Below are 15,427 nucleotides of genomic sequence, written 5' to 3'. Positions count from 1 at the left end.
GTAGGCATTTAATGCAAAATTGAGCGACTTGAACATCCTACATTAAGCGGTGAAACCCAGTACTAAAGTACTGCTTTTGCTGTTTAGCGTTAATTTAAGTGACGATACTGAGCGGCTGGGTAATGGCAAAAGCCGCTATAAAGTAGCAGCGAAGCAGTACCAAGGTAGTGGATGGTATAGGGGGCTCTCTGGTTAGGCTAGTGACTCGATTAATAACCTACTATGGAGTGCTGATGAGAGTGTTACTGGTTGAACCTCACCCAATAGTACGTCAAGGCTTAATAACGGTATTGCAGTCTTTATTTACTGAGCTTGAGTTGCTAGAAGCAGATAGCGCCGAGCATGCCTTAGTTTTGCTGAATAACCGTATTCCTTCTTTGGTACTGCTTGAAGTCAGTCTACCGCAGCTCAGTGGAATCGAGCTGTGTCGCCGCTTACAACAGCGTTTTCCGCAACTGCCGGTGGCTTTTTTAACTCAGCATCGAGAGCTAGCCACTGTACGCCAAGCTTTAGCCAGTGGTGCTTCAGGTTATCTCTCTAAATTTAGCTCGCTGGCGCTACTGCAAGAAGCTATTAAGCGTTTAGTGGCTGGTTATCACTTTATTGAGCCCGAGTTGGCCACGCAATTAGCCTATCAGCAGAGCACGGATAACCAAACTGACAGCCGCTTAGCTAGCATGACACCGCGGGAACACGAGGTGTTCTTAATGGTAGCGCGGGGCATGAGTACTGCAGTGATTGCTGAGACTCTTTGTATCAGTAGTAAAACGGTGGCGAACTACATGACCTTGTTAAAACATAAACTACAGGTCACTAATCAGGCTGAATTAGTTCATTTAGCCATTGATATGGGTCTGCTACGCTTGGCTTAAATTCACCAGAGCAGTCTGGTTAGCCACCCTGAGTAGGCGGCTAATAATGCGTTACCAGTCTAACGGGCAGTTTTTACAGCCATCCATATGCGCCCCTAAAAAGGTGGCGTAATGCCGGCGTGCACCACTCATATCAGCCTTGGCCATATTGGCTTCGCTCAGTTTGGCTTCTTGCATATTACTGTCTATCAACTTGGCTTTGCGTAAATCGGCACGGGTAAACCAAGCCATCTCCAAATTGCTGGCAGTCAAGTTAGCGCCCATGAGTTTGGCGCCCGACCAGCGGGAAAACTCTAAATTAGCAGCGTATAAATTAGCCTTTTCGGCTTGCACACCTTGGGCCAGCATCGCCCAGCCATTAATTGCCACTAATTGTGCTTTAGCTAATTTAGCGCCTTGCAAGCGGGCCTGTTGTAAGCTGGCGCGGGTGAGGTTTGCCTGACTTAAGTTAGCGCCTTCTAAGCTTGCTAGATCCAGCTTGGTATGCCGAAGGTTAGCGCCGCTTAAGTTGGCTTGGCTTAAGTTGATTCGGCTGAGATCTAAATTACTTAAATCGGCGTTTCGTAAATCCATTCCCGAGCAATCAGCGCCGGGCTCTAGGGTGCAGCCATTAATGCTGCGGGCTTGGCTAGCGTCATCAGCTAGCACGCTGACACTAAAAACTAAACCCAGTAGAGGTAGGGTGTATTGATACATAAAACGCGCTCCTTAAAACAGCCATCACCTTATAGTTGGCGGTGATGGCTGGTATTCAGTGGCTGATAAGTAATGCTTAGCGATTATTTATCCCAAGCCGGTAATTTGAACACCCAGAATGATCCACCTTGGGCAACGGGTTTAGTGAGTTCCGCCATGTCGCCTCCCCATAATGGTACGGCACCGCCATAACCTGAGGTCACGCCAATGTACTGCTCACCATCCATCTCCCAAGTCACTGGTGGAGAAATCACGCCGCTACCCGTTTGAAATTTCCACAGTTCTTTACCGGTTTTGGCATCAAAGGCTTTGAAGTAACCATCACTGGTTCCGGTGAATACAAGATTACCTTTAGTGGCTAAAACACCTGCCCATAACGGTAGTCGCTCTTTATGCTCCCAAGCAATTTTCCCTGTGGTTGGATCCATTGCTCGCAGAATACCGACGTGGTCGTCATACATGCGTTTAATCCGGAAGCCTTGACCTAGGTAAGCTGAGCCTTTTTTGTAAGCCACTTCTTCGGTCCAGTAATCTTCTTTCCAGTGGTTCGCTGGTACGTAGAATAGGCCGGTATCTTGGCTGTAAGCCATGGGGTTCCAGTTCTTACCACCTAAGAATGGCGGCGAGACTTCAACCGAGGCACCACGTTTTTCACCTGGCGCAGGTTTAGGTGGACGTTGCCCTTCAACCTCAACCGGGCGACCGGTTTTTAGGTCAATATGGCTAGCCCAGGTAATGTTATCGACAAAGGGGAAGGCATTTTTTAGTTTGCCGTTAGTACGGTCTACCACATAGAAGAAGCCATTGCGATCGGCGTGGGCTGTGGCCTTAGTTACTTTTCCGTCTTTATCTTTGTAATCAAAGAGCACTAGCTCGTTATTACCAGAAAAATCCCAGGCATCGTTAGGAGTATGTTGGTAGAACCATTTCACTTCACCAGTAGTGGGATCAACTCCAACTTGGCCTGAAGTGTAAAGGCTGTCGTAATCACGGGGATTACCACCATCGGCGGTACGTTCCCAACCGTTCCACGGAGCTGGGTTACCGGCACCAATAATAATGGTATTGGTTTCTGGGTCGAAGCTGGCGCTCTGCCATGGCGCGCCGCCACCTTGGCTCCAGGCCTCTTTTTTACCTGTAGGGTGGTTCGGATCATCTGGCCAAGAAGGCGCTTTAATATCACCGGTAGGGGTGCTTTCTTTACCATTTAAGCGGCCCATGTGCCCTTCAACAAAGGGGCGCATCCATAGTTCTTCACCGGTTTCTGGGTCGCGAGCAAACAACTGACCCACCACGCCAAACTCATCGCCAGAGCTGCCGTGGATTAACATCACCTTGCCTGACTGGCTGTCTTTGATGATGGTTGGTGCGCCAGTCATGGTGTAACCTGCGGCGTGGTCACCAAACTTTTTATTCCATACCACTTTACCGGTGTCTTTATTCAGTGCGACGACGCGGGCGTCGAGGGTACCTACATAAACTAGATCACCGTAAATCGCCACACCACGGTTAACCACATCACAGCAAGGACGAATATCATCGGGTAGACGATGACTATAACTCCAGAGGCGCTGTCCGGTTTTGGCATCCAGTGCCCAAACCCGTGAGTAAGAGCCAGTTACATAAATGACCCCATCATGCACCACAGCTTGAGATTCTTGGCCGCGTTGTTTTTCATCGCCAAAAGAGTAAGTCCAGGCAGGGGTTAACTTGAACACGTTTTGATCGTTAATTTCAGCCAACGGGCTATAGCGCTGTGCATTAGTGCCCATGCCGTACTGCAAGACGTTGGTGGTTGTGAGGTGATCTTTAGCAATATCTTCCCAAGTCACAGGTTTGGCCAAGCTGCTAGTGGCAGCCAGCAAGCCAATGCCTAAGGCAATGCCTTTAACGCACAAAGCTAAGGGTTTGGCAGAGCTAGGTAATGAGTTCATGGTCATTAGCGTACTTCCCATCAATTGTTGTTATTAGGTCAAACACTGAAATAGTTGCAGTGGGCGACTGGGCTTATGTTGGGAAACTACGCAACAAAACACTACGGAAAAACTCCCGCACTTTACGGGATAAATTCCCAGTAGCGCTATAACTTGGCACTAGCACTTAAGCCAAGAGAAACTGCATCTTTACACCCTGTACTAAGGGAGGAGAGCGAGGAAACTAAAGCAGCGTACTCAGCCTAGAAGCCGCTTTTTAAGATGAGCCCCTGAATTTTCTTTTATGCGTTACAGCACTTAATTCAAGGGTGAGAATAATGAAAATAACACAAGCAAGCACCACCTTAGCTCTAATTGCAGGTTTTAGTTTTAACTTGCTGGCCAATGCCCATGGCGATGTGGTACCTCAAGCTGTGAATGTGGACGGACTGACGCCATTAGGTGAGGAGTGGCTAGATGAAAACCCCTACCGTGAACCTAATAAAGATCATGCCTTAGCCGTTGAAATTGGCTCATCTGCCTATAATCAAAACTGTGCCCGCTGCCACGGTTTAGAAGCGGTATCAGGAGGTATTGCCCCTGACTTACGCTTGCTTGAGCCGGGCCTTGAAGGAGATGAGTGGTACAAAGAGCGGGTGATTAATGGTGCGGTGCGCAATGGGGCGATTTATATGCCAAAAATGGCCGAGTTTATTAGTCAAGAAGCGCTGTGGGCTATCAGAACCTATATTGAAAGCCGCGTCGAAGAGTAAATCTATCCCGCCTGCCAAGTAGGAGCTGCGCCCATGAAGTTAGCTCGAAGTTTGTTAATCGTTGGATTGCTGGCTGCACCTGCTTGGGGGTGGGCTGAGGTATTAGCAGACCCTTTACAGTCGTCAATGTGGGATTATTTTCATCTGCGAATGCTAGAGCAACAGCCCTATGTATTTGACGCCCAGGTTCAGGTCAGTGTGCCAGCGTTTGCTGAAGACTCTGCCCAGGTACCCATTGAAGTCGATGCCCGTGCCCTGACGGGTAAAGTGCAAAAGATGATTATTTGGGCAGAATTAAATCCAATACCCAAGGTATTGAGCTTAAACGTACTGCAGCCCGATCAGGTGGAAAACTTCTTAGCGGTGCGCATTCGGGTGGAGCAGGCTACACCGATCCGAGCAGCATTACTAATGGATGATGGGCTGTGGCATGTGGGCAGTGCTTGGATTGATGCTGCCGGAGGTGGTTGTACCATGCCCAGTACATTACAGGCGAAAGCAGGCTGGGAGAAAAACTTAGGACAGGTGTTGGGGGCCCGTTTTGAAGTCGGCAGCCATAGTCGCTTACGGCTCACGATTGCTCATCCGATGGACAATGGATTAAACAGTGCTATTCCTGAGTTTTATTTAAATCAGGCCGAGCTGCGTACTGCCAGTGGCGAAGTACTAGCTGATTTAGAGTTGTTTGCTGCGCTGAGTGAAAATCCAACACTCACTCTGGGTCTTACTCAGCATCAAGCGACAGAGTTATGGCTCAGCGATAATAATGGCAATCAGTTTTTAGCGCATTTGCCTTAGCCGGTTAAAGGTGTGTCTATTTGCGCAACTGTTGGAGCGAGGTAAAGCCTGTGGTACGTCGATTAGTGGCAGGTGTTTTAATCTGTTTATGCAGCCTTGAGTTACAAGCTCAATACACCTTAAGCGCCCAAAAAATCGCTGCAAACACCTGGGTGGTTGAAGGTTCAACTGATAATTTCAGTCCGCAAAATGGCGGTAACATTGTTAATGTTGGCTTTATTGAAACGCCGGTCGGTGTGGTGGTGATTGATACCGGACCCTCATTTTTATATGGGCAAGCGCTTCGGCAAACGATTGCCGAGGTCAGTGATAAACCGATCATTAAGGTTCTGCTTACCCATCATCACCCAGACCACGTTTTGGGCAATCAAGCCTTTAGTGATATTCCTATTGCGGCCTTAACATCAACTACCGCGTTACTGGCGCAGGAGGGTGAGGCACTGGCGGAAAATATGTATCGCTTAGTGGGAGACGGGATGCGCGGCACCGAAGTGTTACTGCCCAATGTAGAGGTAGCTGCCGGCCCACTTAAACTAGGCGACTATCAGTTACAGCTGTATGCTTTGAGCGGCCATACTGGTGCTGATTTAGTCGTATTTGATCCACAAACAGGGGTGTTATTTGCCGGTGACTTAGTCTTTTATCAGCGCGCTTTGACCACTTCGCACACCCCTGGGTTAGCTATTTGGCAGGCTGATTTAACTCAGTTAGAGCAATTGCCATGGCGTGTGATTGTGCCAGGCCATGGACCGATAGCTAACAATCAAGCACCTTTTGCACAAATGCATGCCTATTTAAATTGGCTGGATCAATTGTTGCGTCACGCGGCCGCCACTGGTGAAGATATGAATCAAGTGCTGCGTAGTGATATTCCAGCACAGTTTAAATCAATCAGTTTGACCCGTTATGAGCTGACGCGCACGGTTAGCCATCTGTACCCAACATACGAAAAGCAGGTTTTTCAGTTACTCAATAGCACTGATTAAGCTTGGCATTAAGCAATGGTTAGGCACTACTACTCGATTCGCTTACTACTAAATGAGTAGATTTCTGCTGCATTAGGTGAATAGGGCGGAGTTTATTCAGTCGCTATGATCCAAGTATGCAAGTGCAGTGACTGCTTAGCAGTGACTAAATAACACAGCGTTAGCACAACAATAATGAGGAAACGACAGATGATTTACCCACAACCAGGTACTCCAGGCGCTTTATTCACCGTTAAGCCCCGGTACGGTAATTATATTAATGGTGAGTTTGTGCCGCCAGTGAATGGCGAATATTTTACTAATACCACCCCAGTCACCGGTGAAATCTGTGGTGAGTTCCCACGCTCTAATGCCGATGACATTAATTTAGCACTTGATGCAGCCCATGCCGCTGCCAGTGCTTGGGGAAAAACCTCTGTTCAAGAACGCGCCTTAGTTTTATTGAAAATTGCCGATCGAATTGAGCAAAACCTAGAGTTATTAGCGGTCGCTGAGACTTGGGATAACGGCAAGGCCGTGCGCGAGACACTCAATGCCGATGTCCCTTTAGCCGCTGATCACTTCCGTTATTTTGCTGGTTGTTTACGTGCTCAAGAGGGGACTGCTGCGGAAATTAACGAGCATACCGCAGCCTATCATTTCCACGAGCCACTAGGCGTAGTTGGGCAGATTATTCCATGGAACTTCCCACTGCTAATGGCCGCATGGAAACTGGCTCCTGCTTTAGCAGCTGGTAACTGTATTGTGATGAAGCCTGCTGAACAAACTCCGCTCTCGATTACCATTTTAATGGAAGTCATTGGCGATTTATTACCACCAGGCGTGCTCAACATCGTTCAAGGCTTTGGTCGTGAAGCTGGAGAGGCGTTGGCAACCAGTACCCGTATCGCAAAAATTGCCTTCACAGGCTCTACACCAGTCGGCTCACATATTATGAAATGTGCCGCAGAAAATATTATTCCGAGTACGGTGGAGTTAGGCGGAAAATCACCCAATATCTTCTTTGAAGATATTATGCAGGCCGAGCCTGAGTTTATTGAAAAAGCCGCTGAAGGCTTGGTACTGGCGTTCTTTAACCAAGGTGAAGTGTGCACCTGTCCTTCGCGAGCGGTGATCCAAGAGTCGATTTACGACGAGTTTATGCAAGTGGTGATGCAGAAGGTTAAGCAGATTCGTCGGGGTAACCCACTGGATACAGAGACCATGGTCGGCGCTCAAGCATCTGCACAGCAGTTTGAGAAGATTCTTTCCTATATGGATATTGCCAAAGAAGAGGGCGCTGAACTGATCACCGGCGGTCAGGCTGAGCAGTTAGAGGGAGATTATGCCAATGGCTATTATATTCAGCCAACCATGCTCAAAGGCCATAACAAAATGCGCATCTTCCAAGAAGAGATTTTTGGCCCCGTAGTCGCTGTAACCACCTTTAAAGATGAAGCTGAAGCGCTAGCTATTGCCAATGATACCGAGTTTGGCTTAGGTGCAGGTTTGTGGACCCGTGACATCAATCGAGCCTATCGCATGGGACGTGGTATTCAAGCCGGCCGAGTCTGGACTAACTGCTATCACTTGTATCCTGCTCATGCGGCTTTTGGTGGCTATAAAAAATCAGGGGTTGGCCGTGAAACCCATAAAATGATGCTGGCTCATTACCAGCAAACCAAGAACCTACTAGTGAGTTACGACATTAATCCGCTAGGTTTTTTCTAAGCACTGAGCTGATAAACAGCGAGGGTAAACAGCGCAGTCTAAGGACTGCGCTTTTTTTTAATCAAACTAATTGGCCAGAGGAGCACCTAAAGCAGAGTACTAATGTTTGCGCAAATTAGTTCTAAAGTGCCGTTTTTAACTGAGGGATAAATCGCTATTAATAGAGCTCCGGAATTAACCGGAATTCTAATAACAATGAGGAATGTGCTATGTGGACTAAACCGACTTATAACGATATGCGTATGGGCTTTGAAGTAACGCTCTATATTTCCAATCGTTAATCGATAAAGCCCCAGTTCGCTGGGGCTTTTAGGGAGTCAGGCATGTATATTCATGTGTTAGGATCGGCTGCTGGTGGGGGCTTTCCCCAGTGGAACTGTAATTGTGATAACTGCCATGGCTTACGTCAGGGCACGCTTAAGGCAACGGCTAGAACACAATCCTCAATTGCCATTAGTGATGATGGCGAGCAGTGGATTTTATGCAATGCCTCACCGGATATTCGACAGCAGTTTGAGCAGTTTTCTGCGCTCCAACCGGCACGGGCAAAACGCGATACTGCTTTAGCCGGAATTATTTTAATGGACAGTCAAATTGATCATGTCACAGGTTTACTGACCTTGCGTGAAGGCTGTCCGCATCAGGTGTGGTGCACCCCTCAGGTACATCAGGATTTAAGCCAAGGCTTTCCAGTATTTAATATTTTATCGCACTGGAATGGTGGGCTTGAGTATCAGCCCATTGCTTTAGACTTTACACCGTTTAGCATACCTGGTTGCCCACAACTGCAGATTACCGCAGTACCTATTTTAAGCAATGCACCACCTTATTCGCCACGACGTAACAATCCTGATCGTGGTGATAATATCGCCCTGTTTATTGAGGATTTACGCAGTCAGCGCAGCTTATTTTATGCCCCAGGCTTGGGGCAGGTTGATGACTATGTCGCCAGTTGGATGCAGCGGGCCGACTGCTTAATGGTGGATGGCACCGTGTTTCATGATAATGAAATGCAATTAGCTGGCGTGGGTGACAAGCTCGGTAGTGAAATGGGGCATCTAGCACAAAGTGGCGAGCACGGTATGCTGCAAGCGCTTAGTGCTTACCCCGAAGCACGAAAAATTTTAATTCATATCAATAATACTAATCCCATTTTAAATGAAGACTCGCCAGAGCGCGCCTTGGTGCAGGCAGCGAATGTTGAAGTCGCATTTGATGGGATGCACTTTGAAGTGTAAGGCCGGCCATGAAGCAAGCAAGTGCATTAAGCCCTGCCGAATTTGAGCAGGCGCTCCGAGACAAAGGGGCCTATTACCATATTCATCATCCTTACCATGTGGCGATGCATAACGGTACGGCAACTAAACAACAGATTCAGGGCTGGGTGGCTAATCGTTTTTATTATCAAATTAATATCCCGATGAAAGATGCGGCAATTATGGCTAACTGCCCCGATCGAGAAGTGCGTCGGCATTGGATTCAGCGGCTGTTAGACCATGATGGTTTACCTGATAGTGAAGGCGGGATTGAAGCTTGGTTGCGTTTAGCCGAAGCTGTTGGCTTGGATCGGAACCAAGTATTATCCGGTGAACTGGTTTTGCCAGGGGTGCGTTTCGCAGTGGATGCTTATGTTAACTTTGCACGCCGTGCCAGTTGGCAAGAGGCAGCCAGTAGTTCGCTGACCGAATTATTTGCTCCGCATATTCATCAATCACGCTTAGAGGCTTGGCCTACGCATTATCCATGGATTGAACAAAGCGGTTATGACTATTTTAGGACTCGCCTTAGTCAAGCTCGACGCGATGTAGAGCATGGTTTGCAAATTACCTTGGAGCACTACATCAGCTATGAACAACAGCAACGAATGCTGGAAATACTGCAATTTAAATTGGATGTTTTATGGTGCATGTTAGATGCCATGAGCATGGCCTATGAGTTAAATCGTCCACCGTACCATAGCGTAACTGACCAGCCAGTATGGCATAAGGGGATTAGCTTATGAGTATCGAGTTAACGGCTATTCCGCGGATTCGTCGAGGCTTTCGTTTGCAGTGGGAAGAGGTGCAGCAGGGTTATGTGTTGCTCTATCCCGAAGGCATGATTCAACTTAATTTAAGTGCGGCCAGTATTTTGCAGCAAGTCAATGCCGAGCAAAACATCGAGCAAATCATTCAGGCTTTACAGCTTCAGTTTCCAGAAGCCGATGCTGCACTGACTGATGATGTGCTCGCATTTTTGGAGGAGGCTTATGCTAAGTTCTGGATCGAAAACTGCTAGTAATGAGTCTTTGGTTAAGCCACCTTTTTGGTTATTGGCCGAGCTGACCTATCGTTGTCCATTGCAGTGTCCTTATTGCTCTAACCCGACCGACTTTGCCCACAGCAAACAAGAACTTAGCACTGAACAATGGATTTCGGTGTTTGAACAAGGTCGTAAATTAGGTGCCGCGCAGCTGGGATTTTCAGGGGGCGAGCCGTTAGTCCGGCAAGACTTAGCGGAGCTAGTTAAAGCAGCCCGAGATTTAGGTTATTACACGAATCTGATTACATCTGGAATTGGCTTGACTGAAGCTCGCTTGCAGAGTTTAAGCGAGGCAGGGTTAGATCATATTCAAATTAGTTTTCAGGCCGCAGACGCCAGTGTTAACGATATGTTGGCTGGCTCGAAAAAAGCCTTTTCGCAAAAACTAGCTATGGCTAAAGCAGTTAAAGCAGCTGGTTACCCGATGGTGCTGAATTTTGTCATTCATAGGCAGAATATTGCTCAAATTGAGCAAATTATTGCGCTTTGCCTTGAGTTGGAAGCTGATTTTGTCGAGTTGGCTATTTGCCAGTTTTATGGTTGGGCTCACTTAAACCGTGAAGCGTTATTGCCCTCTAAGGCACAATTAGTGCTCGCAGAGCAAGCCACCCAGCGCTGGCGAGAAAAACTGCAGCAGAAAAATCATCCTTGCCAGTTGATTTTTGTGACCCCTGATTATTATGAGGAACGACCTAAAGCCTGTATGAGTGGTTGGGGGGCGGTATTTTTAGATATTACCCCAGATGGTACAGCTTTGCCTTGCCATAGCGCGCGGCAATTACCGATCGAATTTCCGAATGTTAAAAACCAAAGTTTGCACAGTATTTGGTATGACTCCTTTGGCTTTAATCGCTTTCGAGGCTTGGATTGGATGCCCGAGCCTTGCCGTTCTTGCCCTGAAAAAGAACATGACTTTGGCGGTTGTCGCTGTCAGGCCTATATGCTGACGGGACAAGCAGAAAATGCCGACCCTGTGTGCAGTAAGTCGGACTATCACGGGGTTATTCTTGAGGCGCGCCACGCTGCAGATACTAGCCAGTTAACCGTGGCCGATATGCAGTTTCGTAATGCCGCCGCTTCCAAATTGATCGCTAAGGCTTAAATTATGCAGGACTTACCAGGTTTTTGGCGCAGCAGCTGGAGCGCTGAATTAGCCGCCCAAGCCAGTGCTGAGCTAATGGAGCTTAAAGCAACTGAGCAAGCAGTGTATTGGACTGAATACAGTCCAATCGATGGTCGCACCTTGCTCTATAGCGCAGACTTTATCCAGCGTCAGCCAGTGTTATTGACCTGCGAAGATTACTCCGTACGCTCTAGAGTTAATGAGTATGGCGGTGGTGCTTTTAGTGTGATCGACGATCTGCATTGGTTATTTATTAACGAAGCAGATCAGCAAATTTATCTGCAACGGCGCGCGGCTTTAAGCCAGCCGCAACCAATTACTGATTATCCACACTGTCGTTATGCCGAGCCATTGTATGATTCTGCGCAGCATTGCCTGATTGCAATTGAGCAAGCTGAAGAAGCGGCAAGGGTAGTGCATCGCTTAGTTTGTTTGCGTTTGGATGCTCAGTTTAAGTTAGTGGCGCGCCAGGTATTACAGCAAAGCGCTGACTTTTATAGCTCGCCGGTATTAAGTGCCGATGGTTTACGCCTAGCTTGGATTGAATGGGATCGTCCTGATCAACCTTGGACCCAAACTCGGTTACTGTTAGCTGAGCGCGCTGCAGTTAGTACGCCGTGGTTTGATCCAGGGGTTACGATTAAAACTATAGCGGGTGAGCAAGGTGATGCTGCATTGCAGCAACCACGATTTAATGGACAGCAGCTGTTTGCACTTAATGATCAAGCCGGCTACTGGGAGCCATGGGCTGAGCAGTCGGATAGCAGCTTTGTTCAGTTAACCCAATTACAGGCGGATATGGCGGGTGCACCATGGCAGATGGGCGGCTGTAATTATTGGCCACTGGATCAGAACCAGTTGCTGATCACTTGGTTTGAGCAAGGCTTTGGCCATTGTGGAATTTATTCACTGAGCACTCACAGCATGACTCAACAGCTCTTTAATTCTGCGTCGCGGATTCGGCATCTAGCGGTTACCGCTGAATATATCATTGCTATTGCTTCTTACAGTCAAGCGGGGTCTGCTGTGATGTTGTGGCATCGAGCCAGCGCTACAGAGCACTGCATTAAGCAACTGAGTATTGGCTTAAATAGCAGTGACATTGCGACTCCTGAGCCACTACACATTTCGACAAGCGCTGGAAAAACCACCCACGCTTTTTTATTTAAGGCGAAAAATAGCGCTTATTCGCTACCAGATAGCGCTCAATTAACGCCATTAGTGGTGTTTTTGCATGGTGGACCAACTTCGGCAGCTTATCCAGTGTTTGATCCGAGAATCCAGTTTTGGACGCAGCGCGGTTTTGCTGTGGTGGATATTAATTATTGTGGCAGTACCGGTTTTGGCCGAACTTATCGTTATGCTTTGCAGCAGCGCTGGGGAGAGGCAGAAATTGCCGATATTGCAGCGGTGGTAGATTATGTGATCGAACATGCCGCGATTAATCCAGCCCAAGTAGTCATTCGAGGCGCCAGTGCCGGTGGCTACAGTGCCTTAATGGCTGTGGCAAAACTGCCCATCTTTGCCGCAGCGGCCAGTTGGTACGGGGTGACCGATCCACTGAATTTACGCCAAGCAACCCATAAATTTGAAGGTGACTATTTAGATTGGCTGCTGGGTGATCCGCAGCAAGCGTGTGATTATTATCAGACCCATAGCCCAATTTATTTAGCTGATCAGATCCAAACTCCGCTGATTTTCTTTCAAGGTGCGTTAGATGTGGTGGTCGTACCTGAGCAAACCCAAAGTATGTGGCAACAGCTACAGCGTAACCAAGTGCTAACCGAATATTATGAGTATCCAAACCAAGGTCACGGTTTTAGAGATAGCCAAATATTGGCCGATGCTTTGCAGCGCGAGTTAGCTTTTTATCAACGACTATTTATTCAGGCAACTGGCTAATCAAGAGCAGGGCCATAACGTAAACTAATCAACGACAACAAGTAAAAGTAAAACATGCAATAGCTGCAATTTAACATAATATTGATTATAGCTATTATGTCTGACTCGTCATAACACTAGTTTTTTGCTAGCGTCCAAAGCTTTAGCGCTAACCAGACTCAGCATTGATTAATCCTGCGCCGTATCTGTTGGGGTTAAGTCTTTAAACTCTGTGACTAGATGTTCTTCCATCGCATCGAGCTCATTGAGCAAACTTCTGAAGCTGACTTCTTCTGTTGCTTGGGTGTGTTCGGTTAAGAGTTTTTCGGTGGTGATTTCGTTGCTGACCGTTAACGGTAGTTGTTGTGGAATGCTACGCTCGATTTCAGATAAATCCCGGAGCGCCATCAAGCTCGGTAACTCATCTAACCCCTTTAGATTAAAGTAATCTAAAAACGCTTTAGTGGTAGCAAACATTGCCGGTTTACCTGGTACTTCTCGATAGCCTACCACGCGAATCCATTCACGCTCTTGTAGGCTGCGCATAATATTGCTGCTGACGCTGACTCCGCGCACTTCTTCAATTTCACCGCGAGTAATCGGCTGGCGATAGGCAATCAGCGCTAGGGTTTCTAACATTGCCCGAGAAAACTTACTGGGTTTTTCCTCGCTCAGAACTTGGGTCCAGGTGTTATAGCTGCTACGGATTTGTAGTCGATAGCCGCTAGCAACCTCGATTAACTCTAATGCATGCTGTTGATAGGCATCAGCTAGCGCAGTCAGAGCCTGCTTTAATTGAGCTTTACTGGCAGTGAAGGCTTTTGACTCTAAGAGCTGTTGCAATTGCTCAATAGTTAATGGTTTAGGATGCACCAGTAATAAGGCTTCAAGGATGCGGACCAGCTCAGGAAGGATAATGGCATTACTCATGACTTAGGGTTCGAACATAAATTTGACTATAGGGCTCGTTTTGCACCAGTTCAATCAGGGCTTCTTTCACCAGTTCAAGGGTCGCCATAAAACTAACCACGACTCCTAACCGCCCTTCTTCAAGGGTAAATAACTCAGAAAAAGGCACAAAACCGCCCTGTTTTACTTTGTCTAAAATCAGGCTCATGCGCTCTCTAGTCGAAAGGGTTTCGCGGCTTATTTGATGGCTTTCAAATAGTTCGCTGCGGCGCATGATGTCGGCCATGGCCTGTAATACTTCTTGTAATGCTACTTCGGCAAATACTGTGGCTGCTTGTGGTGCAATGGGCGCAGCAAGTTGTACTGGAAACACATCTCGTTCGCAGCGTGGCAGTTGATCTAAATCTTCAGCGGCTTGCTTAAATTGCTCATACTCTTGCAAGCGACGAATCAGCTCAGCCCGTGGATCAGCCTCTTCTTCTGGCGCTTGCTCTGGCTTTGGTAGCAGCATCCGCGACTTAATTTCCGCCAGCATGGCAGCCATTACTAAGTACTCAGCAGCAAGCTCCAGCTTGACCGCCTTCATCAACTCAACATAGCCCATGTATTGATGGGTAATCTGCGCTACTGGAATATCTAAAATATCGATATTTTGCCGACGGATTAAGTACAGCAGCAAATCCAGTGGACCTTCAAAAGCCTCAAGAATCACTTCCAACGCATCTGGTGGAATATATAGGTCTTGTGGCGCTTCAATCAGCGCTTGACCGTAAACTAGGGCCAGTGGTTCTGTGAGTATTGCAGGCTCAGTGGCTGTAACTAGGGAGGCAGTTTCCATGTTTAGCTCATAAAAGGTGCTGGATCACCGCAGCCGACTCGAATCACTTCAATTTGATCATCGACCAGATTGATTACAGTTGAAGGTTCAGTGCCAGTAAAGCCACCATCGATAATTAAATCCACTTGTTTTTCTAAGGCATCACGAATCTCATAGGGATCATTCATCGCCTGCGTTTGTCCTGGTAAAATCAAGCTGACGCTTAACATTGGCTCGCCCAGTTCCTCTAAAATAGCTTGGGCAATGGGGTTACTCAGTACCCGAATACCAATGGTGCGGCGCTTAGCATGCATCAACATCCGCGGTACTTCACGGGTGCCATTCATAATAAAGGTATAAGGCCCTGGGGTATGGGCTTTCAGTAAGCGAAAAGCAACGGTATCAACTTTGGCGTACAGCCCTAGCTCAGATAAGTCGCGGCAAATCAGCGTAAAATTATGCTTATCATCTAATTGGCGTAGCTGTCGAATACGGTCAATCGCTTGTTTTTCACCTAATAAGCAGCCAAGCGCATAGGATGAGTCAGTAGGATAAATGACTACTCCTCCTTGCTTGAGGACTTCCACCACTTGCAACACTAAGCGATGCTGTGGATTTTCGGCATGGATTTGAAAAAAACTCGACATA

At 47.5% G+C, this 15,427-nt stretch carries 16 protein-coding genes; 11 read left to right on the top strand and 5 right to left on the bottom strand.

Annotated elements, in window-relative coordinates; all coding sequences use genetic code 11:
* The first annotated feature begins 233 nt into the window (after window positions 1-233).
* Complete coding sequence (locus AC2T15_RS05670) at window positions 234-872, top strand: response regulator transcription factor (protein ID WP_486778960.1); 639 nt, start codon at window positions 234-236, stop codon at window positions 870-872.
* Between the two features lie 51 nt (window positions 873-923).
* Here AC2T15_RS05670 and AC2T15_RS05665 read toward each other — a convergent pair whose 3' ends face one another.
* Together AC2T15_RS05665 and exaA are read right to left on the bottom strand one after the other, a co-directional pair.
* Complete coding sequence (locus tag AC2T15_RS05665; protein WP_486778959.1) at window positions 924-1,568, bottom strand: pentapeptide repeat-containing protein; 645 nt, start codon at window positions 1,566-1,568, stop codon at window positions 924-926.
* Between the two features lie 83 nt (window positions 1,569-1,651).
* Window positions 1,652-3,508, bottom strand: a complete 1,857-nt coding sequence (gene exaA, locus AC2T15_RS05660) for a quinoprotein ethanol dehydrogenase (protein ID WP_286593593.1) — start codon at window positions 3,506-3,508, stop codon at window positions 1,652-1,654.
* Between the two features lie 311 nt (window positions 3,509-3,819).
* On the opposite strand from exaA, the gene pedF reads away from it, so the two are divergent.
* The 10 genes from pedF to AC2T15_RS05610 all read left to right on the top strand — a co-directional run bounded on the left by pedF (window position 3,820) and on the right by AC2T15_RS05610 (window position 13,074).
* Window positions 3,820-4,254: a cytochrome c-550 PedF gene (pedF, locus tag AC2T15_RS05655; protein ID WP_286593595.1), complete on the top strand. Its 435-nt coding sequence runs from the start codon at window positions 3,820-3,822 to the stop codon at window positions 4,252-4,254.
* 33 nt (window positions 4,255-4,287) lie between these two features.
* On the top strand, window positions 4,288-5,052 hold the full coding sequence (locus tag AC2T15_RS05650; RefSeq protein ID WP_486778958.1) for a quinoprotein dehydrogenase-associated SoxYZ-like carrier: 765 nt from the start codon (window positions 4,288-4,290) through the stop codon (window positions 5,050-5,052).
* Window positions 5,053-5,102: 50 nt separating this feature from the next.
* Complete coding sequence (locus tag AC2T15_RS05645; RefSeq protein ID WP_486778957.1) at window positions 5,103-6,038, top strand: quinoprotein relay system zinc metallohydrolase 1; 936 nt, start codon at window positions 5,103-5,105, stop codon at window positions 6,036-6,038.
* Window positions 6,039-6,227: 189 nt separating this feature from the next.
* Window positions 6,228-7,748 carry an acetaldehyde dehydrogenase ExaC gene (gene exaC, locus AC2T15_RS05640; RefSeq protein WP_053099553.1) on the top strand — a complete coding sequence of 507 codons (1,521 nt, stop codon included), beginning with the start codon at window positions 6,228-6,230 and terminating at the stop codon, window positions 7,746-7,748.
* Window positions 7,749-7,957: 209 nt separating this feature from the next.
* Entirely contained in the window at window positions 7,958-8,029 is a 72-nt protein-coding gene (pqqA, locus tag AC2T15_RS05635; RefSeq protein WP_080995574.1) for a pyrroloquinoline quinone precursor peptide PqqA, read from the top strand.
* A 42-nt stretch (window positions 8,030-8,071) separates the two neighbouring features.
* A complete protein-coding gene (pqqB, locus tag AC2T15_RS05630; protein WP_053107791.1) occupies window positions 8,072-8,986 on the top strand; it encodes a pyrroloquinoline quinone biosynthesis protein PqqB in 915 nt (304 codons plus the stop codon).
* A gap of 8 nt (window positions 8,987-8,994) precedes the next feature.
* Window positions 8,995-9,750 (top strand): pyrroloquinoline-quinone synthase PqqC, encoded by a 756-nt coding sequence (pqqC, locus tag AC2T15_RS05625; RefSeq protein WP_486778956.1) that lies wholly within the window; start codon window positions 8,995-8,997, stop codon window positions 9,748-9,750.
* The gene (pqqD, locus tag AC2T15_RS05620; RefSeq protein ID WP_286638725.1) at window positions 9,747-10,025 is read left to right on the top strand and encodes a pyrroloquinoline quinone biosynthesis peptide chaperone PqqD; all 279 of its coding nucleotides are present in this window, start codon (window positions 9,747-9,749) and stop codon (window positions 10,023-10,025) included. The genes pqqC and pqqD overlap by 4 nt, the downstream gene beginning before the upstream one ends.
* Window positions 9,997-11,151 (top strand): pyrroloquinoline quinone biosynthesis protein PqqE, encoded by a 1,155-nt coding sequence (gene pqqE, locus AC2T15_RS05615; protein WP_486778955.1) that lies wholly within the window; start codon window positions 9,997-9,999, stop codon window positions 11,149-11,151. The genes pqqD and pqqE overlap by 29 nt, the downstream gene beginning before the upstream one ends.
* 3 nt (window positions 11,152-11,154) lie before the next feature.
* Complete coding sequence (locus AC2T15_RS05610; RefSeq protein ID WP_486778954.1) at window positions 11,155-13,074, top strand: alpha/beta hydrolase family protein; 1,920 nt, start codon at window positions 11,155-11,157, stop codon at window positions 13,072-13,074.
* A gap of 168 nt (window positions 13,075-13,242) precedes the next feature.
* Here the strand turns inward: AC2T15_RS05610 and scpB are convergent, their stop codons facing one another.
* From scpB to AC2T15_RS05595, 3 genes are read right to left on the bottom strand one after another with little or no spacing between them, the layout of a single operon-like run.
* The gene (scpB, locus tag AC2T15_RS05605) at window positions 13,243-13,983 is read right to left on the bottom strand and encodes an SMC-Scp complex subunit ScpB (RefSeq protein ID WP_486778953.1); all 741 of its coding nucleotides are present in this window, start codon (window positions 13,981-13,983) and stop codon (window positions 13,243-13,245) included.
* Window positions 13,976-14,800: a segregation and condensation protein A gene (locus AC2T15_RS05600; protein WP_486778952.1), complete on the bottom strand. Its 825-nt coding sequence runs from the start codon at window positions 14,798-14,800 to the stop codon at window positions 13,976-13,978. The genes scpB and AC2T15_RS05600 overlap by 8 nt, the downstream gene beginning before the upstream one ends.
* Before the next feature lie 2 nt (window positions 14,801-14,802).
* On the bottom strand, window positions 14,803-15,426 hold the full coding sequence (locus AC2T15_RS05595) for an L-threonylcarbamoyladenylate synthase (protein WP_053099545.1): 624 nt from the start codon (window positions 15,424-15,426) through the stop codon (window positions 14,803-14,805).
* Window position 15,427: the final 1 nt, after the last annotated feature.

The sequence above is a fragment of the Thiopseudomonas sp. SA1F2-1K genome, assembly GCF_057443035.1.
This window is presented reverse-complemented; position numbering and strand designations above follow the sequence as displayed.

What these genes read in the sequence shown, in the direction of transcription:
- AC2T15_RS05670 (WP_486778960.1), top strand. Translation starts at nt 234, where the DNA reads ATGAGAGTGTTACTGGTTGAACCTCACCCAATAGTACGTCAAGGCTTA.
- AC2T15_RS05665 (WP_486778959.1), bottom strand. Translation starts at nt 1,568, where the DNA reads ATGTATCAATACACCCTACCTCTACTGGGTTTAGTTTTTAGTGTCAGC.
- exaA (WP_286593593.1), bottom strand. Translation starts at nt 3,508, where the DNA reads ATGACCATGAACTCATTACCTAGCTCTGCCAAACCCTTAGCTTTGTGC.
- pedF (WP_286593595.1), top strand. Translation starts at nt 3,820, where the DNA reads ATGAAAATAACACAAGCAAGCACCACCTTAGCTCTAATTGCAGGTTTT.
- AC2T15_RS05650 (WP_486778958.1), top strand. Translation starts at nt 4,288, where the DNA reads ATGAAGTTAGCTCGAAGTTTGTTAATCGTTGGATTGCTGGCTGCACCT.
- exaC (WP_053099553.1), top strand. Translation starts at nt 6,228, where the DNA reads ATGATTTACCCACAACCAGGTACTCCAGGCGCTTTATTCACCGTTAAG.
- pqqB (WP_053107791.1), top strand. Translation starts at nt 8,072, where the DNA reads ATGTATATTCATGTGTTAGGATCGGCTGCTGGTGGGGGCTTTCCCCAG.
- pqqC (WP_486778956.1), top strand. Translation starts at nt 8,995, where the DNA reads ATGAAGCAAGCAAGTGCATTAAGCCCTGCCGAATTTGAGCAGGCGCTC.
- pqqD (WP_286638725.1), top strand. Translation starts at nt 9,747, where the DNA reads ATGAGTATCGAGTTAACGGCTATTCCGCGGATTCGTCGAGGCTTTCGT.
- pqqE (WP_486778955.1), top strand. Translation starts at nt 9,997, where the DNA reads ATGCTAAGTTCTGGATCGAAAACTGCTAGTAATGAGTCTTTGGTTAAG.
- AC2T15_RS05610 (WP_486778954.1), top strand. Translation starts at nt 11,155, where the DNA reads ATGCAGGACTTACCAGGTTTTTGGCGCAGCAGCTGGAGCGCTGAATTA.
- scpB (WP_486778953.1), bottom strand. Translation starts at nt 13,983, where the DNA reads ATGAGTAATGCCATTATCCTTCCTGAGCTGGTCCGCATCCTTGAAGCC.
- AC2T15_RS05600 (WP_486778952.1), bottom strand. Translation starts at nt 14,800, where the DNA reads ATGGAAACTGCCTCCCTAGTTACAGCCACTGAGCCTGCAATACTCACA.
- AC2T15_RS05595 (WP_053099545.1), bottom strand. Translation starts at nt 15,426, where the DNA reads ATGTCGAGTTTTTTTCAAATCCATGCCGAAAATCCACAGCATCGCTTA.